Genomic DNA, 25,941 nt, shown 5'->3' on the forward strand with positions numbered 1-25,941 from the left:
TTAGATTTCTCAATTAGATAGTGATTATTTTTTAAGTTTTTCAATCATTTTAGCTGTAACCAAAACCACTCCATTTTCAGTACGATGGAATCTTTTAGCATCAAGAATAGGATCTTCACCAATTATAGTGCCAGCAGGAATTTCACAACCTCTATCTACTATCACTTTTTTTAGCTTACAGTTTTCACGAACTCTTGACTGTGGCAGTAGTACAGACTGATCAATACTACAAAATGAAGAAACTACAACACTTGAAAACATTACTGATTTCGATATTTCAGAACCTAATACTATACAACCGCCGGAAGCCAGTGTATTTGTGATTACACCATGTTTACCATCTTTTCCTGGCACAAACTTTGCTGGAGGTAGTTGTTCTTGAGCTGTCCATATTGGCCACTCTTTATCATATAGATTTAGTTCTGGCATGTTGCTTGCTAAGTCAAGGTTTGCAGCCCATAAAGAATCTATTGTACCAACATCTCTCCAGTATGGTTCAACACCATTTATTTGTGGAACACAAGACATATTAAATGGGTGTGCTAACGCTTGAGCTTTTTTCACGGCAGCTGGGATAATGTCTTTACCAAAATCATGACTAGAGTTAGGATCAGCTATATCAGCTTCTAGCATCTTATATAAATATTTAGTATTAAAAACATAAATTCCCATGCTTGCTAAACACTTATCATCTTTGCCAGGTACAGTTGGAGCATTGGTTTGTGGCTTTTCAACAAAATCCGTAATATTTCTATCTTTATCTATACCCATAATCCCGAATGCAAAAGCTTCGTCTTTAGGTATTTCAACACAGCCTACAGTACACTCTTTACCACTTTTAGCATGATCACGAAGCATTTCAGAATAATCCATTTTATAAATATGATCACCTGCTAATACAACGATGTATTCCGCATCATAAGATTTTAGTATATCAATGTTTTGATAAACAGCATCTGCTGTACCACGATACCAGTGTTCTTCATCTACTCTTTGCTGAGCTGGTAGCAAGTCTACAAACTCATTAAGTTCGCCTCGCAAAAATCCCCAGCCTCGCTGAATATGTCGCAACAATGAGTGAGATTTATATTGTGTAACCACACCAATTTTTCGTATACCTGAATTAAGGCAGTTTGACAAAACAAAATCTATAATTCTAAACTTGCCACCAAAATGTACAGCAGGTTTAGCTCTAGCATCCGTAAGATCATATAGTCTAGAACCACGCCCTCCCGCTAATACAAGTGCAACAGTTTTTTTGTATAATTGATGTTGTGAATTATTGTCACGCATATTGATACTCCTTTATCTAGGTAATTACCGTAGGTTTTGACATTTTTGTTAATTCTTTAACTTTTGTGATTTGCTCAGCTATATCAATAAGACCACTAAGTGTATCTTGTACATCATCATTGAATTTATCGGCATTTGGTTCATATTTTTCAAAGTAAATTCTTAGAGTAGCACCTTGCGTTCCAGTACCTGATAGTCTAAACACAATTCTAGAACCATCTGTAAAAATAATACGAATACCTTGCTTATCTGCAACAGAATCGTCAATTGGATCTGTATAGCTAAAGTCATCTGCATATAAAACTGTTTTATTACCATATTTAACAGTAGATAGATTTAAAACTTTAGTTCTTAAATCAGCCATTATTTGATTTGCTATGTTGCTATCAATAGCTTCATAATCATGGCGTGAATAAAAATTACGGCCATATTTTTGCCAATGGCTTTCTACTAATTCATCTACACTTTTGCCAGTAATTGCAACCAGGTTCAACCAATACAGAATAGCCCATAAGCCATCTTTTTCACGAATGTGATCAGAACCTGTTCCATAACTTTCTTCACCGCAAATATTTATTTTCCCTGCATCTAATAAGTTACCAAAAAATTTCCAGCCTGTTGGAGTTTCAAAACATTCTATACCCATACATATAGCAACTTTATCTACTGCTGTAGATGTTGGCATAGACCTCGCAACGCCTTTTATACCATTCTTATAACTTGGTAATAACGCTGCATTTGCTGTCATAATCGCTAGGCTATCTGATGGTGCTACATCAATGGATTTTCCTACAATCATATTTCTATCAGCATCTCCATCTGAAGCTGCTCCAAAATCATAATCCCCGCTACGCATATACGTAATAAGATCATCAGCATTAACAGGGTTAGGGTCAGGATGCATACCTCCAAAATCTGGAAGAGGATCAGCATTTACTACACTTCCATCTGGAGCACCTAATACATCTTCAAAAATATGCCTAGCATAAGGTCCAGCTACAGCACACATTGTATCTATACGAATAGCATACCCATCTTTAATAATTTCTTTGATGGCATCAAAATTAAATATTTTTTTCATTAACTCTGTATAGTCAGCAACAGAATCTATTATTTGAATTTCTGTATTTTCTATCTTATAACGGCCGATTTTATTTATACACACAGGTTTTTCATCTGTATCAGCCATCAAATATTGCTGTATTTTTGTTGTATTATCATATATTTTTTCAGTGATTTTTTCTGGAGCTGGTCCACCGTTAGATGTGTTATATTTGATTCCAAAATCCCCATCAGGTCCACCAGGATTATGGCTTGCTGATAATATGATTCCACCGAAAGCTTTATATTTTCTAATGATACAACTAGCAGCAGGAGTTGAAAGAATACCTCTTTTACCAACTATCACTTTACCAAAACCATTCGCCGCAGCCATCTTCAAAATTTTAATGATAGCAATATCATTGTAATACCTACCGTCACCTCCCACTACTAAAGTTTGACCTTCTATGTTTTCTAGTGAGTTAAATATAGATTGAACGAAATTTTCAAGGTAATTTTCTTGCTTAAATGCAGTAACTTTATTTCTGAGTCCTGAAGTGCCAGGTTTTTGATTTTCTATAGGTGTTGTTTTATAAGTTTTTATACCCATTGTTTTCTCATGTTTTTTAATTAACAGAATTAGATTTCAATCAACTAGAAATCAGTATTATCAATGTTAGCATTAATTTTTTATAATTTTTAGAGTTATTATAAAAAAATAAACATACTCTAGTGCTATAAAGTTACTTAGTATAAAATGTATGATTACTATTTTATTATTTTTTATAAATTTATGCTTTTTAAATCTTTTAATATTAATGATGATGACAAATATTACTTTCATTCTGGAAAACATACACAAGCCTATAAATTTATGGGAGCTCACTTAAGCCATGAAAATGGCAGTGACGGAGTCAGATTTACCACCTGGGCTCCAAATGCTGAAAGTATATGTGTAATTGGTGACTTTAGTGATTGGCAGCAACGTGATGAAAATTTTATGTCTCGAATAAGTACTGGAGGATTGTGGAGCGTATTTATTACTAATGCCCAAGAACAGCAAAAATATAAATTTGCAGTAGCAAGCAATGGTCATCAAGTTTATAAAAGTGACCCTTTTGCAGTATTTTCAGAGTTTCGCCCAAATACAGCCTCAATAATAACTTTAGAAGAAGACTATAAATGGTGCGATAAAAAGTGGCTTGAACAACGCCAGAATTTTAATCCATTTGACAGTGCTATAAATATTTATGAATTGCACCTTGCTTCTTGGAAAACTGAAGATGGTAATTTTTTGACTTATCACGAATTAAGTGAGATTTTACCTGAGTATGTTAAATATATGAATTATACTCATATTGAATTAATGCCTCTTCACGAGCACCCTCTTGATGCTTCTTGGGGTTACCAACCTACTGGTTTTTATTCTGTAAATTCACGCCATGGTGATTTAGTTGGTCTGAAAAAATTAATAGATAAACTTCATGCTGAAAATATAGGTGTGATTTTAGACTGGGTTCCAGGGCATTTTTGTAAAGATTCTCATGGATTAATAAACTTTGATGGTAGTCCATGCTACGAGTACCAAGATTTTAATAAGGCTACAAATAAAGGTTGGGGAACAAATAACTTTGATCTAGGTCGTAATGAAGTGAAATCATTCTTAATATCTAATGCTTTATATTGGATAAATGAATTTCACATTGATGGTATTCGTGTTGATGCGGTATCAAATATTCTTTATCTTAATTATGATAGAGAGCCTGATGAGTGGCAGCCAAATATACATGGTGGTAATGAGAACTTAGAAGGTATTGCATTTTTAAAAGAGTTAAACTCTACAATTAAACATAATTGCCATGGTGTGATGACAATCGCAGAAGAATCATCAGCTTGGCCAAATATAACTACAGATGTTGAGCATGGTGGTTTAGGCTTTACATTTAAGTGGAATATGGGCTGGATGAATGATACCTTACGATTTGTCGAAGAAGATCCTATTAACCGTAAGCATCATCATCATTTGCTTAACTTTTCAATGGCTTATCATTATTCTGAGAAATTTATACTTCCAATATCTCATGATGAAGTTGTGCATGGAAAAAAATCTCTCGTTAACAAAATGTGGGGAGACTTATGGAATAAGTACTCGGGATTAAGGCTTTATATGGCTTACATGATAGGCCACCCTGGTAAAAAACTACTATTTATGGGTAGTGAGTTTGCTCAATTTGTTGAATGGAGAGAGTATGAAGAGCTTCAATGGAATGTAATCCATGAATATCATGCTCACAATGATAGCTTAACTTTTTTTAAAGAACTTAATAATTTCTATAAATCTGAGCCTGCATTATGGGAACAAGATTTTAGTCATGATGGTTTTCAATGGATTGATGCCGATAATTCAGACCAAAGCATTCTTTCTTTTATTCGTTATGCTAAAGATGGTAGTTTTATTATATGTATTTATAACTTTACTCCTGTTGTCTATTATGATTATAAGGTTGGTGTGCCCAAAGCTGGATCTTATGAAGAGGTTTTTAATACTGATTGCTCAACTTTTGGTGGGTCTGGACAATTGATTGATAGTAAACTCTTTACAGAGCAATCACACTCCCATGGATTTGAGCAGAGTTTATCTGTGAAAATACCTCCAATGGCAGCTATAGTATTAAAATATTCAGCATAGTTTAGCTAACTTTAAACAACCTAGTTCTACTTAAATTGAGACCTATATATGGATTCTAAGAATAAAAAAATTTGGTTAATTGATAAAGATGGTAACCCCTCTATCTCTCATTTTAAATATCAAATACATTTGGATTATGAAACTAATACCGTTCAGTTTCGCATACAAGCTACAGGATTTATAAATGGCTTTGTTGTCGGTGATTTTAATAACTGGTATAAATCTAAAGAATTTGAGCTTAGCTGGGTTGCAGATACCACAGATGGCAGTCTTTGGCTTACAGCTACAACTTATAATGTTAAAAACCTTAAAGAAACTAATGATTTCTCATTTACTCTGATAGATTTACATGGTGATGAATTTAGAGTTTCAAGCTGTGAAAAACCTTTTGCTCCTTTATCATTTAAATGGGTTTCACATAAAAAAGAAATGCAAATTAAAGCTTCTGAGAATACTATTAGTAAAGGCTACCCCTTAGAAATAATTGCTATTAAAGAAAGTGTGAGTGGAATTCAAGAAATTGTAGATGTTGATTGGCAAATTTCTCCTAAACTTGATGGTATCAAACTCTTAGATAACAAGCTTACTATAAGCCCTGAAGTTGATATTACTAAAGTTGAAATATCTTGTATAAGTAAAAATGATAAAAACATTAAAGCAACAAGAGATTTTGTTGTTAATAATGAAAAAAGAAAAGGTTCTTTAGTTCATTTTATAAAAAAAGACAGACAATATAATGGTGATAATTTCTGTTGGGATTTATGGACATACAATGAAGGAAAAAAAGCAAAACCTGTTGAATTATCACATATCAATGATTTTGGCGTTTATAATACTACCAATAAATCAAATTTAATTGCTCGTAAAAAAACATGGTCTGATCACTGGCAAGATGACTGGAGTGAGCAAACTATAGCATTTGATATATCTTCAAAAGCAGATAATTACTATATTATTCATGGAGATGAGAATATTTATACATCTTTAAGAGAGGCAATTAATAGATTAAATCCAACAATTACTTATGCAGTAATGGATGAACCTAATAAAATAGCAGCATATTTATCTGAAAAAGTACGAGTTGGTACTATATTTGAATTATGGATAAACTCAAAGAATATTAAAGATGTTTGTATAGTAGCTAAACAAAATACAAAGCAATTAATATTTACTAATCTTCCTCCAGATATCAAAGGTTCAGATCTTATCGAGATTAGAGCTAATAATACTTTTTTACCCACTAAAGTAGTTATGGGTAACTATTTAGATAAATTTTATTATCCAGATAATGATATGGGTGTGGTGTTTAATGATGAAAATGTATCTATTCGTCTTTGGGCACCTACTGCGATAAAGGTAGATCTACTTTTATTTGATGAAGATAATCCCAATAATAGTATTGATTTTAATCATATCTATCAGCTTAAAAATGAAGAAGGCTATGGTACTTTCTTTATAAATCTTACTCGCGAGCAATGTGAAAACAAATATTATCTTTTTAAGCTATATTTTGATGAGCTAGATGCAAACGGTGATAAATATACTAAAACCACTTATGCTAGAGATCCTTACGCATATGGTTTATCAATTAATGGTCAAAAAGGTTTTATTTTAGATATTGATAATTTAGAACTTAAGCCTACTGACTGGGATAATCAGAATTTTACAGAAATATCAAATCCTCAAGATGCTATTATTTACGAAGCACATATTCGTGATTTCACAATAAGTGATGATAGTGGAGTAGAAAAACTATATAAAGGTAAATTCTTAGGTGCCGTTCAAGGAAATACTAAGTATATAGAACAAGATCAAAGCGTTTCAACAGGTATAGATAGTATAGTTGAACTAGGTATTACTCATATTCACTTATTGCCAATTTTTGATTTTTCATCTGTTGATGAAACTAAACTTCATAAAAAAAATAATCGTAACTGGGGTTATGATCCTGAAAACTATAATGCTCCGGATGGAAGCTACTCTATAAATCCTTTTGATCCATCTCAAAGAATATTGGGGGTTAGAACAATGGTTCAAGAGTTTCATAACAAGAATATCGGAGTAGTCATGGATATGGTTTATAACCATATGACAGATACTACAAATCTTGATAAGATAGTTCCTAAGTACTATTTTAGGACAGACCTATACGGTCGATTTACTAATGGTTCTGGATGTGGAAATGAAGTGGCATCTGAGCGCCCTATGGTAAGTAAATTTATCCAAGATTCAGTATTGCATTGGGTAAAAAATTACAAAATTGATGGCCTTAGATTTGATTTAATGGAGCTAATAGATTTAGATACCATAAAAAATATTGTTGAAAAGGCTAAAAAAATAAATCCTAGTGCTCTAATTTATGGTGAACCATGGAAAGCTGCAGATTCGCCATTAATGAACTGTACTTATAAAGGAACTCAACGGAACAATGATTTCGCTATATTTAATGATACCTTTCGTGATGCTGTAAGGGGAAATAATGCTCCAGGAAATGGGTTTATTAATGGTTCAACTCATAATAGTGAATTAATGGGTAAAGTTGTTGAAGGTTTATATGGCTCAGTTCATACACTAACTGCCAACGCAAATGAATCAGTAAACTATGTTGATGCTCACGATAACTATACTCTTTGGGATCAAATTGAAAAAAGTCAAAATCATAGCTTAAAAACAGGAGATTATCGAAAAAACTTACCAGAGAATATATTTGATAACCACATTGTTCGTCAAAATGCTTTGGCTATGAGTATTATTTTAACTGCTCAAGGCATTCCATTTATACATGGAGGTGCTGAATTTCTACGTACAAAACATGGTGATCATAATAGCTATAAAAGTGGTGATGATATAAATGCTTACCACTGGTCAGATAAGTTACATAATAAAGTGTTTTTTGATTTTATAAAAGGTCTTATAACTATTAGAAGAAACCACCCTGCTTTACGAATGAGCTCTCCTGAGATGATCAAAAATCATTTAACAATCACACCAGCTTATAATGACTATAATTCTGGTGTGATAATTGCTCATTTTAAAGATTATGCAAATGGTGATAGCTGGAAAGATATTGTTATAGTCTATAATGCTACAGCAATAGATAATTATGATATAAATGCTCAGTTACCAACAAATGATAATGATATATGGCATATAGTTGCAAATCATGAGAAAGCTGGGGAAGAAACTATAAAGCAAGCTAAAATTGGAGAAATTCCAATGCTCAAATCACATTCAATAATGATTCTTAGAGATTAAACTAAATGAGTAGTCTACTAGATATAACATCCATCTTTTTCATCTTATTACTAATAATATGTTTTTGCTGTAAAAGTAAACTTAAGCTATTTATCGTAATAGTTACCTTAGTTTACTATCTTGTTGGATCTGGTGCTTTAGGTAAGATAATTATCTCGAACAATAATTATTCTACAAATATAGAGGTTTGTGAAAATACCTCTGCTATTATTGTTTTAGGTGCTGGAACAAACAATAAAGAGCCCAGTTTAAATGCTTATGATAGGATATTGAAAGCTGCTGAAGTATATGATAACTATCCTCAAAAAATAATTATTAGCGGTGGCTATACTTCATCAAGCAATAAATCAGAGGCACAGATTTATGCAAAAGATTTTAAGAAATTAGGCGTAAATAAAAATGACCTGATTTTAGAAAACAACTCGAAAGATACTGCTGAAAATGCTATGTTTATCAAGCATATAGTTGCTAACAACTCTAGGTCGTTATGTTTGATTACTGATGGGTTACACTTGCAAAGGTCTAAAATCTATTTTGAGAAAAACAATATAAATACTATCGCTTTAGCTTCCTCAATACCTTCTCCGGAGTTAAGAGTTTTACCGAGTTCTTATAATATTTACACAACACAAAGAATCATCCATGAATATTTTGGAATGGTAAAGGCTTACATCCAGACTCACATATAAAATTAATAATACAAATAACTTGTATGTTATATTTTTTAAGTTAATATATATAATATTAATATTGTTGCAATATTTGGCCTATAATGAAAATAGTAAATCTTTTCACTAAATTAGCACTGCTCTTTATTGTGACACTTGGTATATTTTATGTTTCATTAGGATTTTCTCATAGGGCTATTCCTGCACTTGAAATAATAGAATTTCATACAAATGAAGGAGTTACAACCGAGCAGGTTTCTGATGCTTCACAAAAATTCACAAGTGATTTAAAGAAGTATCCTGGCTTTCTTGGAAGAACTTTAACTCAAGACTCTGAGGATCTAAGTTTATGGACAGATATAATTGAATGGAATTCTGTAGATGAAGGTATTTCTGCAATGAAATCTGAAATAAATAAAGATAATATGAAAAACTTTATCGCATTAATGAAAAAAGGTCATAAAAGGTTTGAAACAGGACAAAGTATTGATGTTTCTTATCTAAATATCAAATCTCAAGACTAATTAAGTTATTGTCTTAAATATTTTATTTCTTCCCCACTTCTCTCTGATATAATCCTATTTATATAAAATAAATTTTTAAATTTAAAATGAAATATTTAAAGCTTGGAAATACAGATATTGATATCAGTAGAATTTGTCTTGGAACAATGACTTGGGGAAAACAAAACTCTCAATTAGAAGGTTTTGAACAGATGGATTACGCGCTTTCACAAGGTGTTAATTTTTGGGATACAGCTGAAATGTATGCTGTACCACCTTGTCCGAAAACCTATGGTAAGACAGAGGAAATTATTGGAAACTGGTTTAAAACATCTAATAAACGTAATAATGTCATTCTAGCTACAAAATTCTCTCCGGTCCCTTGGGCTAGAGGTGAAGAAGAGCCAGTTATAAACAGACAAAATATAATAACAGCTGTAGATAATAGTCTTAAACGCTTACAAACAGATTATATTGATTTATATCAGTTTCATTGGGCAGCAAATAGACCAAACTACCACTTTGCAGGTGTTTGGGACTTTATTCCTGATAGTTCTAAAAATAAAGAGCAAATCGAGGCTAATATTTTAGAGATTTTGCAAACTTGTAATGATCTTGTAAAGCAGGGTAAGATTAAGAATATTGGTTTATCTAATGATACTACTTGGGGGATTAATAAATTCATATCACTTGCTGAAAAGCATAATTTACCAAAAATACAAAGTATTCAACATGAGTATAGTCTTTTACGTAGAAGAGATGAAACAGATGTTATGGAAACATGCTCGTTAGAGAACTTATCTTATCTTGCTTGGTCTCCACTTAACATGGGTGTTTTAAGTGGTAAATACTTAGGAGGTAATAGACCAGATGGTACTAGACTTTCAAAAGAGGTTCTTAATGGTCAAGAAGATCGTTTTATGACTCGTACAAGCCCTACTGTTGATAAAGCTGTAGCTGAATATATGAGAGTTGCAAATAAGCATGGTTTAGATGTTTGCCAAATGGCATTAGCTTTTACTATTCGCAGAGATTATATGAGTTCTACAATAATTGGTGCTACCAATCTTGAGCAATTAAAATCAAATATTGATGCTGTGAATCTTGAACTTTCAGAAGAAGTGCTTAAAGATATTGAGATTGTTAGAAGAAAGTACCCTGTACCCTTTTAATTAGTTAAGATCTCTTTATGAATAATAAATATCAAATCCCTACACTATTATTGATTATATTTTTTAGTGTTATGGGTACTGCAATGCCATATACTATATTCGCTCCGATGTTTATTAATCATGGTGATTTATTTTCAGCATCAATTGATAGCAATATAGCCCTTAATCTAGCTTTAGGAATCACTTTGGCAGCCTATCCCTTAGGGCAGTTTTTAGGTGCTCCTATTATAGGTCGATTCTCTGATATTTTTGGGCGCAAGAAAATCTTACTATACACTCTATTTTTTGCTGGGTTTGGTTATATTTTATCTGCTCTTACGATATATAGTGGGAATATATACTATCTGGTTATAAGCAGATTCATCACAGGTGTTTTAGAAGCTAATTTTGCTGTTGCTCAAGCTTTTATAATTGATATAACTAAAGATAACAAAAAGATCTTGGAAAGCTTTCTGCTGTGATATCAATGGCTTATGTTATTGGTCCAATTATAGGAGCAATACTTTGCAATTCTAGCATAGTGTCATGGTTTAACTATGCAACACCTTTCTTGTTTACAAGCATAGGTTCCTTTGTTTTAGTGGTTATGGTAAGTAAATTATTATATGAAAATCATAATTTAGACGAAAAAAATATTCAAATAAATTTTTATGAACAAATAAATATTTTTAAAAATCTATCAAATATTATAAAAAACACATCGGTTAAATGGATACTTGTTAGCAGTAGTTTTTTATCACTATCAATTATGACATATTATGAATTTTTCCCAATAATATTAGCTTCAAGCTGGAAAATGTCTAGCATCTATATAGCTTATATGACAGCAATCTATAGTATCAGTCTATGTATAGGTGCACTTTATTTACCAAGTTTTTTGAATAAAAGATATTCTAAAAATGTCTCTATCCTTTGTATTTTAGTTATAATGATAATAGGTTATTTTCTCCTTATAACTGACTATATTACCTTAGTATACCTACAGTTTGTTATATTGGGTTTAGCCTATGGAGCAGTAAATAATTTAATGATGGTGATGCTCTCAGATGAGGCTCGACCTGATCAGCAAGGTGAGGTTCTTGGGTTTAGGATGTCTTTTGCAATGTTAGGTAGTGCAATAATTTGTCTTGTTGGAGGTCTAATTATTTCACTATCAGTTAAAATAGTTATTTTATTATGTTGTATTTTTACACTAGTCAGCATTTTAGCTATAGTTTTTTTAACTAATTATCACTCTGAATCTAACTAAATCTTAGATCTAGTCTCTAGATAGTAACTTATAAACTCTAACTCTAATGATTTACTATCTTCAGCTAAACAGTAAAAATGTACCTTAACGGTGATAATACTATCATTTTCAACTATAGGAATAAGATCTATTTTAGGCTCTAAGCTATGGACACTTATTTTTGCTAACTTAGCTTTACTAAAAACTTTACTTTCTTTAAAACTGTCACTAATCCCATATTTTTCTTTGATTTTATTAGAGATATACTGTTTTACTTTTTTAGAGATATCTAGAGCAGTATCTACATTAGTAGTAAAAGAAACTTTATGTAGCAATATAGCATCATCATTTGGGAAGGTTGTTACTGGTGCTGTAATAATTAAAGAATTTGGAATTTTAATTATTTTTCCAGTTGTTTTTTTATCACCTAAATAATAAGTCTCATTGATTGTGAAATACAGTAACCTAATACCGACAACTTTACCTATATATGATTGAACCTGTATTGAATCACCCTCAGAAAATAAGCTTCTCCAGTTGATAATAATCCAACCACTAAAATTCATAACATTTTCTTTATTGACTATAACCAAACCAGCTGCTACTAAACTAAGCATTGTAAATAAATGATAGAAGCCTTCTATCCAAATTCTTACAATTACTAAAATGGTGATAATTGTTGCTATATAAATCACCCGAGATTTAATTTTATTAAGCTGTTTTTGACTAGTAATTTTTCTTTTAAAAAATGAATGACATCCTATAGCTATTATTGCAATTACAGCTGCTGATATAAATGTGTTAAAACATTGGAAAAATAACTGATTAAATATTTGCTCTTCCTTCATATTAGATACTACCTATATTAGAATATTTACACTATAAACATACATGTTTATTTAACTGACATATTAAAGAAATACAATATGATAAGCAATGTTTATATTTAACTGTTTGATTGGTATACTCTAGCCATCTTTTTTGTAAACTTTCTGCTAAATGAAACAGTCTAAGTTTTTGATCTTTATATGGATTAGTGCCGTACTCTTTTATATGTATACTCGTATGTTAAGTACTTCACTGTCAGCTTTTTCTATCCCATTACAGTCTGAGTTTGGCTTCATTAGTATTGATATTGCATGGGCAATATCAATGTATAGTTTAGCAATGTTGATGATGAAAATACCTGTAGGAATGCTCGTTGATAGATACGGTATAGACTACCCTCTTCTATTTGCTATGAGTATGGTTTTAATCGGTACCATAATGTTTGCATACCCTATAAACTACCATCTATTATTATTGTCAAGATTTATTATTGGAGTGGGTGCTGCATTTGCAATGATGAGTGCATATAGGCTTACAAGTATAATTTTAAGTAAGCGATTATTTGCTATAGCTACTGGATTTATATACTTTTTTGGATCTTTAGCAGTTTCAGTGTCTGGAGCACCTCTTAACCTGGCTATAAGTAGTTATAAATATAGCAACATAGTTATTATTCTAGTGTTGATCATAGCTTTGATTTTATGCTTATATGCTTTTAGTCGCTATATGAATGGTAGTATCCCAAAAACGGGAAATATCCGCTCATTTGGTGATTATTTTGTAGGAGTGAAAAATATCTTTAAAGATAAACAGATAGTTATCACAATAATTTACACAAGCTTCTTTACATGTGTTTTTTTTAATACTATTGGCTATTGGGGAAATACTATCCTCTCCCACACAAAAATAAATAGTATTGAACAAGCTGGCTTAATTGGAAATAGTATTGCCTCTATCGCATCTGGTATTGCATCTATAGTTGTAGGATTTATTATTGCTGCCCAACTTCTTAAAAGAATCCATATTGCTATATTTACTACTTTAGCAACTGTATCTGTATTTATTTTGTTTTATACTGATATTACAAACATATACATTATTAATGTTTGCATCGTTTTGTTTTGGGTTTGGTTTTGGGTTTACTGGTATCGCTTTTGATACTGCTAATAAAAGAAATCAAACATATTTAGTTAGCATCTTATCAATCCTTTTTTTAGTTGAATATATTTTAAATAGTATCATCAACCCTGCAGTTGCATACTTACAAAGTACCTTAATAAGTCATGGGATCAGTGAATTTGTAAGCTATAAACTCGCCTATAGTTTGTTTTTCATATTACTTATAATTGCTAATAGTTTGAGCTTTTATATAAAACCACAAAAAGTTTGATTTATATTTTTAGAAAATTATTTAATGTTTCAAATCCATACTCACTCAGGAATGCTTCAGGATGGTATTGAAGCCCGAAGATATTTTTACTAGAATGTTCGAAAGCCATTATCTCATTAGCTTTTGTAATAGCAGATATTTTGAGTGGTTTTTTAATACTATCTATAATTAAAGAATGATATCTAATAACATCGAATTCCTGTGGGTGATTATTTAGTAAAATTGTATCGAGTGACCGTGTTACTTTGGAGCTTTTGCCATGAAATATATTTTTAGCTTTTATAACATCTGAACCAAAGTACTGTGCTATTAGTTGATGACCTAAACATATACCTAAAAGAGGTTTATTATTAAGCTCACAATACTCAATAGTTTTATAAAGGTGCTTGATTTCATTGGGATGGCCTGGCCCTGGACCGATAATAATATGAGTGAATTGGCTTAAATCAGCAGGAATATTATCTGTTTTATGTACAACAACCTCATAACCTAGTAATGATATATAGCTATAAATAGTATTTGCGAACGAATCGTAATGATCAAGGTATAAAACCATATTTTATTGCTCCAACCTAGCTTCAATTATGCCTCTAACACTATTAACTAGATATATTTCATCAGCATTTTCTAAATCTTTTAGAGAAATACTTCTCTGACTTATCTTATTGTCACTTAATAATTTCTTTCTAGCTATACCATCTAATATTCCATCTTCTAATCTTGGCGTATAGATTTTATTATCTTTTTTAACAAGTATATTGTGAAATCTAGTTTCAGTTATATTATCTTGTTCATTTACAAAAACTAGCTCCTTATTGTCTTCTTTACCGATGTATTTGTTATGCATATCAGTATAAAAGCCTCTTGTAGAAATATGTGTGGTTTTATATCTAAACATAAAATTATTAGAGTCAATTTTTTCAGGGCATACAGTCAGCTTAACTAATTTTTTATTTGTGTTATCTATCTGACTATCTGTAATAAGAATTTTTTTATCATATAAATACTCTAAGCGAATCTTGTATTGTTTATTACTATCTAACTCCCTTGTATAAGAGATAAGGGACTGTTTTAGTTTTGCAATATCTACCTCAAAAAATAGTTTTTGTGCGGTTAATTTTAAACGCTCAAGATGTAGGTCCAAATCCTTAAATTGATTAGAAAAATAAATACTTTCTATAATTGAAAACTTAGGTTTATAGATTTCTTTAATAAATGACATTTTAGTATTCATTTCTTGCCATTCATCATTAATTTCAGAAGAAACTGTAATACCTCCTCCGACTCCAAACTTGATCTTCCTACCATTTTTTTTAATCGTTCTTATTGCTACACTAAAAGTCATATCATTATTGGGCATTATATATCCAATCGCTCCAGTGTATATACCTCGATTACCACTCTCTATATTTTTGATATATTCCATAGTTCTCTTTTTTGGAGCTCCTGTAATAGAACCGCATGGGAATAAATTCTTAAATATCTTCTTAATCGAGATTTCTTTGGTGACTTCAGCAGAAATTTGCGAAACCATCTGATACAGTGTTTTATATTTCTCAATCTCAAAAATTTTATCAACTTTTACAAGATGATTCTTTGCTATAGTTGATAGATCATTTCTTAATAGATCTACAATAATTAAGTTTTCAGCCTTATTTTTAGTACAGTTTTTCAGTTTATTATAAATCAAACCATCATTATCATCTTCAATAATTTCAGCTGTACCTTTCATTGGTTTTACTGTTAGCTTAGATTGAGTTTTTTCAAAGAAGAGTTCAGGTGATAAAGATATTATCTCATCATCTTTAAACTGTAAATATGATGCATACCTTACTTGCTGATGCCTTTTTAGAATATTATAAAGCTCTAACCCTTTTGAATCTGTTTGACCAGCTACTCTTTTAGTTAGATTAATTTGATAGCTATCCCCTTTAGTTAAAGCAGAATAGACTTCTAAAAATTGTTTACCATAATCATGTAAGCTTAAATGATCATATAAAAGATCTATAGCTCCTTCATCATCCTTACTCAACAAGTCGCTAGGAATTTTAGTAGAATAATTTTTATAAGCAATAAAGTGTAATAACTTTTGAGAATTATCAGATCTCAAGTGAGCCAAGTATGGTGTTAAATAATAACTAGCTTCATAGCTAACATACCCAACCAAATATAAGCCTTTTTGTTGCAGTCGTGTAAGTTCTTTAAATGCACTATCTAAAGAGGCCTTATCTTTAGCAATAATCTCCTCAACAGGATCATGAAAAAAATACTTATCTTTTTCAGTTATTTTATTTTCAAATATAGCGTAGTCGTTACTAAAGTTCATTTGCGATTTCTTTTAGGTGTTTTCTATTGATTTTTCCAGTCGGTGTTAAAGGAATCTTATCTACTTTAATTATATGATCAATTTTTTTGTATTTTGCTAAGTAATCTGCCAAATAATTATTGATGAAATCTAGTGTATATTCTATTTTATCAGTAACTAAGAAACCACAAAGCACCTCTCCCCATATTTTATCTGTTTTTCCAACAACTACACAATCATTTATACCATCTATTTTCAGAAGAATATTCTCGATTTCTTTAGGGGCAATATTAGAGCCTCCTTTGATGATAATATCTTTATATCTTCCATAAAACTTTAGTTTATATGCTTTTTCATTAAAACTACCAACATCTCCAGTTTCAAACCAACCTTGGCAAGAACCTAAAGGTAGCATTTCATTTTTTATGAAGATCTTACCGTACTCAACTCCATCGAATTTTTCAATTTTTATATCAGTATCTGGAAATACTTCGATAACATTAATCTCCTCCAAAACCGTATTCTGACCATAGCCAAAAACTTCTGTCATACCTATACCTGTCAATAAAGGAAGCTGTAGTTTATTAGTAATTCTTTCTTGTAAATCTTCTGAAATCATATCGCCTGCTACACTTACATATCTAAGACTATTTGTATTGATCTTATCAAGCTCTAAAAGATAATACATACTTGGTAATAGTGCTAAAGCTGATACTTTAGAGTTATTAATTATTTTTAATACATCCTCAGGAGTAAATTCTTTTACGAAAGTTATATCTAAACCAAGCTCAAGTGCAGGTAGTAACTGATATGAAAATGCATATGCATGATTTACTGATAAAGCAATCAACAAATGGTCTTCTTTTATTAAACCTAATCTGTATGTTTGTGTCTTAGCATAATTAATAATCTGATCAATAGAATGATAATGCTTTTGATAAAAACCTGTAGTTCCTGAGCTGACATGAGCAATTTGACATTTATTATAAACTCTAAAATCTTGTGTTTTTTTTAATGCCTTTAAAAAACCTACTTCATCAGATATCTCAATTATCTTTATATTATTTTTATCAGCGAAATCATCTAAAAAAACTGACTTTTCAAAAGTAAAAAATATAGAATCTGGCTCAATTATACTAACTAGTTCATTATCAACTAAACGAGGATTAATTGGGATAGAAAAATCTATGTCTGCTATCAAACTAGCTATATATAAACAAATAGATAAAGGAGAGTTCTTTATATTAAAGAATATCTTTTTACGATTATATGATTCGATAAACCTAGCTAAAGCATAACTTTTATCGATAATTTCACTATAGGTAAACTTAGTATTTTCAAAGTATACATATTTATTATTGTGAGACTCTATTTTTCTTAAGAACTTTTGAAGCTGAGACATTTAAATAAGTACTTTATAAATAAATAGATATGATATATTTATACCTATAGTAAATACAACTCCTAATCACAATAATGCAACAATCCTTAGAACTTAAAAACTTACAAATTTATGTTAATCTTGGTTGCTCAGATGAAGAGCGTGATATTAAGCAACTAATATATTTAGATCTTGAATTATTATTCCCAGAAAACTTTAGTGCTAGCGATACAGATGACTTAACACAAACTATTTGTTATTATACTTTACGCAATGAAATTCAAAATTTTTGCGACGATATTAGTTGCAATCTTATTGAATATTTAGCAAAACAAATATATAACTTTATAACTGAGAAATATGGTGTTTGCGTAAAATACCTTAAACTTATAAAACGCCCTCCCATGTCTCATATTGAAACAGCAAGCTTTATAATAAAAGGATAGTATGAACTACATAATAGGTATAGGAACAAACATAGGATTTACTCTTGAAAATATTCGCTCTGCCGTAGCTCTTATAGATGCTCATAAAGATATTAGAACTATAAAAAAAGCAGCATTGTATAGTAGTGATGCATTATTGAAAAAAGATTCTCCTAAAGAATGGAATATAAAATTTTTAAATACAGCTGTAAAAATTAAAACTTCATTAAAACCTGAGCAATTACTCGTAGCTTTAAAAGAGATCGAACAAAGTATCGGTAGAGATTTAAACTCTCCTGCATGGTCTCCTAGAGTTATGGATTTAGATATATTAGCTGCTGATGATTTAGTGTTTGAAACTGATGGTTTATCAATTCCTCATAAAGAGTTAATCAACAGAAACTTTGCATTAGCACCACTATTAGACTTAGATAGAAGTTGGCAACACCCAAAATATGCTGAATTTAATCCTCAAATTAGACTTAAAGAGCTAGGACATATAGACAAACTAAATCAAACTCTTTCAAACACAATGCGTATGGGAATCATTAATATCTGTGACCAATCTTTTTCAGATGGACACTTTGATGATAGCCAACGAAAAACAAATCTAGAGAATTTGATTGAGTCTGGTGCTGAGATTATTGATATTGGTGCAGAATCTACAAAACCAAGTGCCACAACTATATGCGTTGATGAAGAATTCCAAAAACTTGATGACTTTCTTGAGTATCTTAAATCACAATTAACAAACTTTAAATATCGCCCATTAATTAGTATTGATACGAGAAAATATGAGGTAATGGAAAAAGTATTAGAAAAACATCATGATATAGTTTGGATGATAAATGATGTTGAAGGTAATGACATTATAAAAAAAGCCCAATTGATTGCTAAATATAATAAAACTTATGTTATTACTCACAATTTAGGTATTGATGACAGAAGTGATTATTTAGAAAATGAGAATGTTATCAAAGAGGTTAATCAGTTTATAGAATCAAAAAAACAAATACTTATATCAAATGGAGTTAAGCAAGAAAATATATACTTTGATGTGGGTTTTGGGTTCGGAAAAAAACAAGATGTTGCACTTCATCTTTTAAATAAAATAGATAATGTAAAGAGTGAGTTAAATCTCAAAGCCCTAGTAGGTCACTCTCGTAAACCATCAGTATTAGGATTAGCTAAAGACAGCTCTATAGATGAGTTAGATAAAGCAACTATTGAGTTATCATCACAATTACAGAAACAAAAAGTAGATATTATAAGAGTTCATAAGATATAAGAGGAATAACTTAATGACATATCATCCAAGTTTAGAGGCAATATTAGATACACTTGAAATTAGGCAAATAAAAAACCTCCCATTCCCACAGCAAAGAGAAATCTTTGAAAAGATAACAATGGAGCAAATACAAAATATACCTAAAAGTGATATTACTACTAAAGATATAGCTTTAGATAAAGATGTTTTTATCAGACATTATAAACCTACATCTAAATCTTCTAATAAAGCTATATTTTTTATTCATGGTGGTGGCTGGTGTGTAAGTTCTGTAGACACTTATGATAATGTTTGTCGTTATCTTTGTGATAATAGTAGTCTTGATGTATTTTCATTAGAGTATAGACTTGCTCCTGAAGCGCCGTTCCCTGCTGCAGTAGAAGACTCTTTAAAGGGCTATGATTGGTTATATGCCAATGCAAAAAACTTTGACGTGGACCATAAAGAGATATTTATTATGGGTGACAGTGCCGGTGGTAATCTAGCTACAATAGTTTGCCACGAAAGACAACAAACAATGCCTAAAGCTCAGATTTTAGTCTACCCTGCTACTGACAAATATACCAGCTATAAATCTCATAAAAAATACGATGCCTATAAATATCATCTAAATATGAAATGGAGCAAAAAGTTTATTAACGCATATGTACCTCAAGCAAAAGGTGACAGAGAGTTTTTTAAAAACCCTCAAATATCACCTTTGTTTTATAAAGATACAAAACAGCCTGATACCCTTCTAATAGCAGCTACTCATGATATATTAATTGATGGAATTTATGCCTATGAAAATAAACTTAGATCAGAAGGTGTAACTGTTGAAACCCATTATGATGATGAAATGTTTCACGGATTTATTGGCAGTATTGGACTTTCTCCCCTAAAAAATGCCGAAGTAGCTTTAAATAAAGCTATAGATTTCATCAACCAAAGATAACCAGAAAAATGAAACCAATTTTTGAGACAAATAGGAACTTTAGTGAAGATTCTAAGATACTTGTTAAAACATTTAACAATATCCCTGCTTTTATCGCTACAGGAGGAGAAATTCTTTTTGTCTCAGATGACCTGTTAGAAGTGCACCTTAAGTTCAACCTTACAGAAAATACAATGAACTATCATAAGTCCGGCTTTGGAGGTGCTATATATTCATCTTTAGATCCTGTATACCCGTTACAACTGATGAGTATACTTGGGGATAAATATGTGGTTTGGGATTTAGCAGCAACTATAGATTATTTAAAACCAGTTTTTAATGATGTCTATGCTAGATTTGAGCTTAGTAAAGAACAAATTGAAACCATCAAAAATAAAATTGAATTGAAAAATAAATGCGTAGTTACTCTTCCTGTTCAGTATGAAGATTTGAGTGGTAATGTGTACGCTAAAGCAACTAAAACAATTTATATTGCAGATAAAGAATACTTTCAAAGAAAAAATAATCATTCTTAGGTATGTTTTATCTCAAAGGTTTAGATATAATTAAATTATTGAACTAAAACATAGGATTTTAATATGAAAATAGAAGATGTAAAAAAGAATGTTTTTTCAATGCCATTAGTATCTCCAACAGCTAATAGAATTGACTATAAGTTCACAAATAGAGAATATTTTATAATTGATTATCTAGCGGATATTGATGTTTTGAAAAAGTTTGTTCCAGAACCTCTTAAACCCACTGGTCTTGTAAAGTTTGAATTTATGAAAATGCATGACTCTAATGGTTTCGGAAGTTTCAATGAGGCTGGTCAACTTATAGAAGTTGAGCTTGATGGTAAAAAAGGCTTATATTCACATATAATGTTATTAGATAATCTTCCATCTATAGCTGCTGGTCGAGAAATTTGGGGTTTCCCTAAAAAATATGCTCATCCTACTCTTGTAGTTGATGAAGATACGCTATTAGGTACTATTAGATATGGCAGTGTTGATGTTGCTTTTGGTACAATGGGGTATAAATATCAAGAAGTAGATAAAGCTGTAGTTAAAAAGTCACTAGAAGAAACACCGAACTTTTTACTTAAAACTATCCCTCATGTAAATGGGAAAGATGTAAGCATATGCCAGCTTGTAAAATATCATGCAAAAGATGTAACTATAAAAGGTGCATGGACAGCCCCAGCCGATTTACAAGTATTTAATCATGTTCAGGCTGCTCTTCATCACTTACCAGTTAAAGAAATCTTAAAAGGCTCTCATTTTATTGCAGATGTAACTTTAGGATTTGGTGAGGTTGTCTACGACTATCTAAAATAAAGATATCTTTATTTTCAAAAAATAACTCTAAAATCATATCGCTTACTATCATATTTATTATATAATTTTTATTATATTTAAATATTAATGTTGGTAATTTTATGTCAGTAAAAAATAAAGTAGTAATAATTACAGGTGCAGCTTCTGGTCTTGGACTTGGTATGGCAGTAGAATTTGCAAAACAAGGCGCAAAAGTAGTGATTGCTGATTTAGATTTACAAAAATCACAAACTGTAGCAACTGAACTATCTGATAAATTCAAAACCAAAACTCTAGCAATAGAGATGGATGTAACGAATGAAGATCAAGTAAATACTGCTATAGATAAAGTAGTAGATATCTTTGGTCGTATAGATACTGTTATCAATAATGCAGGTATTCAAATAATCTCGCCTATCGTAGATTTTGGTGTGAGGGCATGGAAGAAGCTTTTTGATATTCACATGACAGGTACTCTACTAGTTACTCAAGCTGCTATGAAGCACATGATTAGACTAAAAACTGGAGGTAGAATCATAGTTGTGGGTTCTGTGCATTCTGTACTAGCTTCTAAGAACAAGTCTGCTTATGTGGCGGCTAAGCATGCACAAGTTGGTTTTGTAAAAGCATTAGCAAAAGAAGGTGCTGAGCATAATATCTCTTCAAACCTAATTGGGCCTGGATTTGTGATGACTCCTCTTGTTGAAAAACAAATTCCAGAGCAAGCAAAAGAGTTAGGTATCTCCGAAGAGGAAGTTATCAAAAATGTAATGCTTGGTGGTACTGTAGATGGTGAATTTACAACTGTTCAAGATATTGCAGACGTAGCTATATTCTTAGCAGGTTTTAAAACTAATGCTTTAACAGGTCAAAAAATGATAGTTGGTCATGGTTGGGGAATGTAATGACAGCTAAAGAGAAGCTTGGCCAACTTTTTATGATGGATTTTCGCTACTGGGGTAAAAACTCTGATGGTCAAAACATCCCTTTCACACAAGCAGATGAAAAAGTCTGCAAGCTTTATAAGAACTATAATTTTGGTGGCTTTATTCTTTTCAAAGAAAATATTGAAAATAATTTGCAAACAATATCCTTACTCAGAGATTTACAAGCTAATATAGCTACCCCACTATTTTTTGGTACTGATCAAGAAGGTGGTCGCGTGCATAGACTAAAGCAAGGCACTAGCGGTTGTGGTAATATGGCTATAGCTGCGACAGATAATCCTAATAATGCTTATACAATGTCTAAACTAATAGCTGATGAGCTTTATAGCTTAGGTATCAATACAAATTTTGCCCCTGTAATAGATGTAAATTCTAATAAAGATAATCCTATTATAGGTGTAAGATCTTATTCTGATGATACTAACATTGTTATAGAATATGCTAGAGAATCTTTAAAAGGCTTAGCTGATGCTGGTGTTATATCATGTGTAAAGCATTTTCCAGGTCATGGAGATACAGCTTCAGATAGCCATCATGGTGCTGTAATTTTAGACAAAAGTATCGAAGACCTAGAAGAAGTTGAGCTACGCCCTTTTCGTAAGCTAGCTAGTGAATATGATATGGTAATGACTGCACATATAAGTATGCCGAAGCTTGATGATACCAAACATACATCTATAGCTACAAATCAACAACTCTATATTCCTGCAACACTATCATATGAAATCATCACAAAACTTCTAAAAAAATGTATGGGATTTAATGGCTTAGTTATATCTGATGCTATGGATATGAAAGCTATTGCTACTCATTTTGGTGAAATAGAAGCTACTAAAATGGCTATATATGCTGGCGTTGATGTTGTGCTTATGCCTGTAAGAGTATGGTGTGAAGATGATATTTATAAGCTTGAGAAGCTCTTTAGTTCATTAGAAAATGAATACTCTAAAAGCAAGGATTTTGCTAAGATTGTGGATAATGCCTATGATAAAGTGATTAACTACAAGAAACTACATAAACTAAGTCAAAGTCTGCTTTACACACACACTTTCGATGAGCAATTAGATATTGCAAATACTATAGTTAGCTCACAGAAGCATCAAGATGTAGCTTTTGATATAGCTAAGCAAAGTACAAGCATTGTCAAAAATAATGGCTTAATTCCATTTGCTTTGACTAATAAGCAAAAAATAATGATTCTTGATACTGATAGAGATCGACTTACAGATTTTCATATTTATTTAGAAGGTATCATTGCAGCTAAAGATTTGGATATTGAAATAATTCAGCAAGTTATTGATCCTAATGATGAAAACATATCAGCAAGCACTTCTACTCTTTTAAGCTCAAGCGATTTAATTCTTTTAATTTCTGCTAACTTACATGAATTCAATCAAACCTACAGTGATTTAACAGCTATTAACTCTGCTAAAACTATCAATATCGCTGCAATAAATCCGTATGATAATGATTATATAAATAATATTAAAAACTATGTATGTATATATGGTGCTACATCAATAGACCAAACAAATTATACAAAAACACATCTTGATATAAATATAGAAGCCGCTCTTAGTAATATATTTACAGTTTAATATTCTTATTAGCAACTAAAGATACATATTTTGTAGAATCTATAATATAAAACTTATTCTTATCTATATCGTGCTTATAATCTTTTAAAGATTTAGGACTATCAAAATCAGGCTTGTTTATGACCACTAATAATTCAAGCTTTGTTGCTCTATTCCATTGTTTAATAAACTTTGGATAGTTTGTAAGATACTCATCTGCTTCAGAATTTTTAAAATTTTTAACATCATCAAGCTCACCCTCATCATTTATAATCGTTGGAATTTCTTTAGTATAAAAAGCTACCTGATAGAATCTATCGCTTGTGTAGAGTTTAAGACTTGGATACTTTATTCTGATTTTAGATATATCATTTATAATTGGCTTTGTATCTTTAAAATCAAAATATTCACCTGAAGCATAACCAAAATTTGCTATTACAAATAACATTACACAAAAACAGCCAACTAGCTGCTTAATATTTTGAGCTTTTAAGGCATATATTGATTTATAAACTATAACTATAGATACTAAAGCAACAGGAACTAGATATATTATAAATTTAAGAATATTACTCCAAAAAGCAGGAATACATAATACAACTATTGTAACTATAGGTAACAAACTAAATATAGAAATTGGTAATATAAATGATGCTTTATCCCACTTAGAGAAAGTCTGCTTAACTGAAAGCTTTTCTAATTCAAATGCAATTAAAATAGCTAAAGGAAGTATCATTGGTGCTAAATATCCAAATAAAAAAGATTTAGATAAACCAAAGAAAATAAATATAAAAATAAACCAAACAAATAAAAACCATTTATCTTGATTATTTTTTCTATCTTTAAATGCCTGCTTTGAAAAAAAGTTTTTAAAAACTTGTGGTAAGAAAAATGTCCATGGAAAAATAGCAGCAACTACAGCAAAAAGGTATATATATTTTGCTACATCTCTATTTTGTTCATCAACTGAAAATCTTAATATCTGTTGAACGACAATATAATAGTATGCAAAATGTGGGTGATATTCTTCTACAGCATAAATCCATGGTAAAGATATTACAGCTACAATTATTAAGCCTATGTATAATCTAATATCAAATAATCTTTTATACTGACCCATTAATAAGCTATATAACCCGACAATAGCCATAGGAAAAACTATACCCATAAGCCCCTTTGTCATTACAGCTAACCCTGAAAATATAAAAGCCAACAATAACCAAAATGTACTTTTAAGGTAATTATCATCATATTTCAAACTCATCCAGTAGCTTAAAATAGTCATATTCAAAAACACTGCTATAGCTAAATCCATATTTAGGTATCTACCAATAAAAAGTAACATTACACTTGAAGATGCTACAGCTATTGAATATAAACCAAGAGCCCTTGATTTTAAAACTTTACTAATTACATAATAAGCAAAAACTAAACATATAGTTAAGAGTACAGGATTTACTAACCTAGCTCCCCAAGTGTTTTCACCAAAGACACTCATAAAAGCACAAGTTAACCAATAAACTATAGGTGGTTTATGGAAAAATATAACACCATTTATATGAGGTACAATAAAATTATGATTTACAATCATCTCTCTTGCTACTTCAGAGTATCTACTTTCGTCTGGAGAATAAAAACTAGGCACTCCATACATACAGAAGGCGATAATCATAACCACTATGATTATCAAAATATCTTTTAGTGTTTTATTCATAATGT

At 30.9% G+C, this 25,941-nt stretch carries 22 protein-coding genes; 15 read left to right on the top strand and 7 right to left on the bottom strand.

Annotated elements, in window-relative coordinates; translation table 11 throughout:
- Positions 1 to 24: 24 nt before the first annotated feature.
- Both glgC and FLM55_RS01085 read right to left on the bottom strand, forming a co-directional pair.
- Entirely contained in the window at positions 25 to 1,293 is a 1,269-nt protein-coding gene (gene glgC, locus FLM55_RS01080; protein ID WP_178947620.1) for a glucose-1-phosphate adenylyltransferase, read from the bottom strand.
- A gap of 16 nt (positions 1,294 to 1,309) precedes the next feature.
- On the bottom strand, positions 1,310 to 2,944 hold the full coding sequence (locus FLM55_RS01085) for an alpha-D-glucose phosphate-specific phosphoglucomutase (RefSeq protein WP_178947621.1): 1,635 nt from the start codon (positions 2,942 to 2,944) through the stop codon (positions 1,310 to 1,312).
- Positions 2,945 to 3,127: 183 nt separating this feature from the next.
- On the opposite strand from FLM55_RS01085, the gene glgB reads away from it, so the two are divergent.
- The 7 genes from glgB to FLM55_RS01120 all read left to right on the top strand — a co-directional run bounded on the left by glgB (position 3,128) and on the right by FLM55_RS01120 (position 11,870).
- Complete coding sequence (gene glgB / locus FLM55_RS01090; protein ID WP_178947622.1) at positions 3,128 to 5,023, top strand: 1,4-alpha-glucan branching protein GlgB; 1,896 nt, start codon at positions 3,128 to 3,130, stop codon at positions 5,021 to 5,023.
- A 48-nt stretch (positions 5,024 to 5,071) separates the two neighbouring features.
- Positions 5,072 to 8,278, top strand: a complete 3,207-nt coding sequence (gene pulA / locus FLM55_RS01095; protein WP_178947623.1) for a type I pullulanase — start codon at positions 5,072 to 5,074, stop codon at positions 8,276 to 8,278.
- A 5-nt stretch (positions 8,279 to 8,283) separates the two neighbouring features.
- Entirely contained in the window at positions 8,284 to 8,967 is a 684-nt protein-coding gene (locus FLM55_RS01100) for a YdcF family protein (RefSeq protein WP_178947624.1), read from the top strand.
- A gap of 83 nt (positions 8,968 to 9,050) precedes the next feature.
- On the top strand, positions 9,051 to 9,470 hold the full coding sequence (locus FLM55_RS01105; protein ID WP_178947625.1) for a hypothetical protein: 420 nt from the start codon (positions 9,051 to 9,053) through the stop codon (positions 9,468 to 9,470).
- 86 nt (positions 9,471 to 9,556) lie between these two features.
- Entirely contained in the window at positions 9,557 to 10,621 is a 1,065-nt protein-coding gene (locus tag FLM55_RS01110; protein ID WP_178947626.1) for an aldo/keto reductase, read from the top strand.
- Between the two features lie 17 nt (positions 10,622 to 10,638).
- Complete coding sequence (locus tag FLM55_RS01115) at positions 10,639 to 11,082, top strand: MFS transporter (RefSeq protein WP_178947627.1); 444 nt, start codon at positions 10,639 to 10,641, stop codon at positions 11,080 to 11,082.
- Between the two features lie 5 nt (positions 11,083 to 11,087).
- Positions 11,088 to 11,870, top strand: a complete 783-nt coding sequence (locus FLM55_RS01120; RefSeq protein ID WP_178947628.1) for an MFS transporter — start codon at positions 11,088 to 11,090, stop codon at positions 11,868 to 11,870.
- On the opposite strand, the gene FLM55_RS01125 is transcribed toward FLM55_RS01120, so the two are convergent.
- Positions 11,867 to 12,697: a mechanosensitive ion channel domain-containing protein gene (locus FLM55_RS01125; RefSeq protein ID WP_178947629.1), complete on the bottom strand. Its 831-nt coding sequence runs from the start codon at positions 12,695 to 12,697 to the stop codon at positions 11,867 to 11,869. The two genes, FLM55_RS01120 and FLM55_RS01125, sit on opposite strands and share 4 nt — an antisense overlap.
- A 151-nt stretch (positions 12,698 to 12,848) precedes the next feature.
- Between FLM55_RS01125 and FLM55_RS01130 the strand changes: the two genes are divergently transcribed.
- Positions 12,849 to 13,835, top strand: a complete 987-nt coding sequence (locus FLM55_RS01130; protein ID WP_256868892.1) for an MFS transporter — start codon at positions 12,849 to 12,851, stop codon at positions 13,833 to 13,835.
- A gap of 233 nt (positions 13,836 to 14,068) precedes the next feature.
- Here FLM55_RS01130 and FLM55_RS01135 read toward each other — a convergent pair whose 3' ends face one another.
- The 3 genes from FLM55_RS01135 to FLM55_RS01145 are packed head-to-tail and all read right to left on the bottom strand — an operon-like array spanning position 14,069 to position 17,774.
- Positions 14,069 to 14,623 (bottom strand): aminodeoxychorismate/anthranilate synthase component II, encoded by a 555-nt coding sequence (locus FLM55_RS01135; RefSeq protein WP_178947630.1) that lies wholly within the window; start codon positions 14,621 to 14,623, stop codon positions 14,069 to 14,071.
- Between the two features lie 3 nt (positions 14,624 to 14,626).
- Positions 14,627 to 16,393 carry an aminodeoxychorismate synthase component I gene (pabB, locus tag FLM55_RS01140; protein ID WP_178947631.1) on the bottom strand — a complete coding sequence of 589 codons (1,767 nt, stop codon included), beginning with the start codon at positions 16,391 to 16,393 and terminating at the stop codon, positions 14,627 to 14,629.
- Positions 16,383 to 17,774, bottom strand: a complete 1,392-nt coding sequence (locus tag FLM55_RS01145; protein ID WP_178947632.1) for a class I adenylate-forming enzyme family protein — start codon at positions 17,772 to 17,774, stop codon at positions 16,383 to 16,385. The genes pabB and FLM55_RS01145 overlap by 11 nt, the downstream gene beginning before the upstream one ends.
- 74 nt (positions 17,775 to 17,848) lie before the next feature.
- On the opposite strand from FLM55_RS01145, the gene FLM55_RS01150 reads away from it, so the two are divergent.
- From FLM55_RS01150 to FLM55_RS01180, 7 genes are all read left to right on the top strand, one after another.
- Positions 17,849 to 18,199: a dihydroneopterin aldolase gene (locus FLM55_RS01150; RefSeq protein WP_178947633.1), complete on the top strand. Its 351-nt coding sequence runs from the start codon at positions 17,849 to 17,851 to the stop codon at positions 18,197 to 18,199.
- A 1-nt stretch (position 18,200) separates the two neighbouring features.
- Positions 18,201 to 19,466: a dihydropteroate synthase gene (gene folP, locus FLM55_RS01155; RefSeq protein ID WP_178947634.1), complete on the top strand. Its 1,266-nt coding sequence runs from the start codon at positions 18,201 to 18,203 to the stop codon at positions 19,464 to 19,466.
- A gap of 13 nt (positions 19,467 to 19,479) precedes the next feature.
- Positions 19,480 to 20,400, top strand: coding sequence for a pimeloyl-ACP methyl ester esterase BioJ (bioJ, locus tag FLM55_RS01160; protein WP_178947635.1), 921 nt, complete (start codon positions 19,480 to 19,482; stop codon positions 20,398 to 20,400).
- A gap of 8 nt (positions 20,401 to 20,408) precedes the next feature.
- Positions 20,409 to 20,915: a PaaI family thioesterase gene (locus FLM55_RS01165; RefSeq protein ID WP_178947636.1), complete on the top strand. Its 507-nt coding sequence runs from the start codon at positions 20,409 to 20,411 to the stop codon at positions 20,913 to 20,915.
- A 63-nt stretch (positions 20,916 to 20,978) separates the two neighbouring features.
- Positions 20,979 to 21,719, top strand: a complete 741-nt coding sequence (locus FLM55_RS01170) for an acetoacetate decarboxylase (protein ID WP_178947637.1) — start codon at positions 20,979 to 20,981, stop codon at positions 21,717 to 21,719.
- Positions 21,720 to 21,820: 101 nt separating this feature from the next.
- Positions 21,821 to 22,603, top strand: a complete 783-nt coding sequence (locus FLM55_RS01175; RefSeq protein WP_178947638.1) for a 3-hydroxybutyrate dehydrogenase — start codon at positions 21,821 to 21,823, stop codon at positions 22,601 to 22,603.
- On the top strand, positions 22,603 to 24,243 hold the full coding sequence (locus FLM55_RS01180; protein ID WP_178947639.1) for a glycoside hydrolase family 3 protein: 1,641 nt from the start codon (positions 22,603 to 22,605) through the stop codon (positions 24,241 to 24,243). Before FLM55_RS01175 ends, FLM55_RS01180 begins: the two co-directional genes overlap by 1 nt.
- On the opposite strand, the gene FLM55_RS01185 is transcribed toward FLM55_RS01180, so the two are convergent.
- Positions 24,233 to 25,936 carry a glycosyltransferase family 39 protein gene (locus FLM55_RS01185; RefSeq protein ID WP_178947640.1) on the bottom strand — a complete coding sequence of 568 codons (1,704 nt, stop codon included), beginning with the start codon at positions 25,934 to 25,936 and terminating at the stop codon, positions 24,233 to 24,235. The two genes, FLM55_RS01180 and FLM55_RS01185, sit on opposite strands and share 11 nt — an antisense overlap.
- Positions 25,937 to 25,941: the final 5 nt, after the last annotated feature.

The sequence above is a fragment of the Francisella sp. Scap27 genome (assembly GCF_013394105.1).
GTDB classification, from domain to species: domain Bacteria; phylum Pseudomonadota; class Gammaproteobacteria; order Francisellales; family Francisellaceae; genus Francisella; species Francisella adeliensis.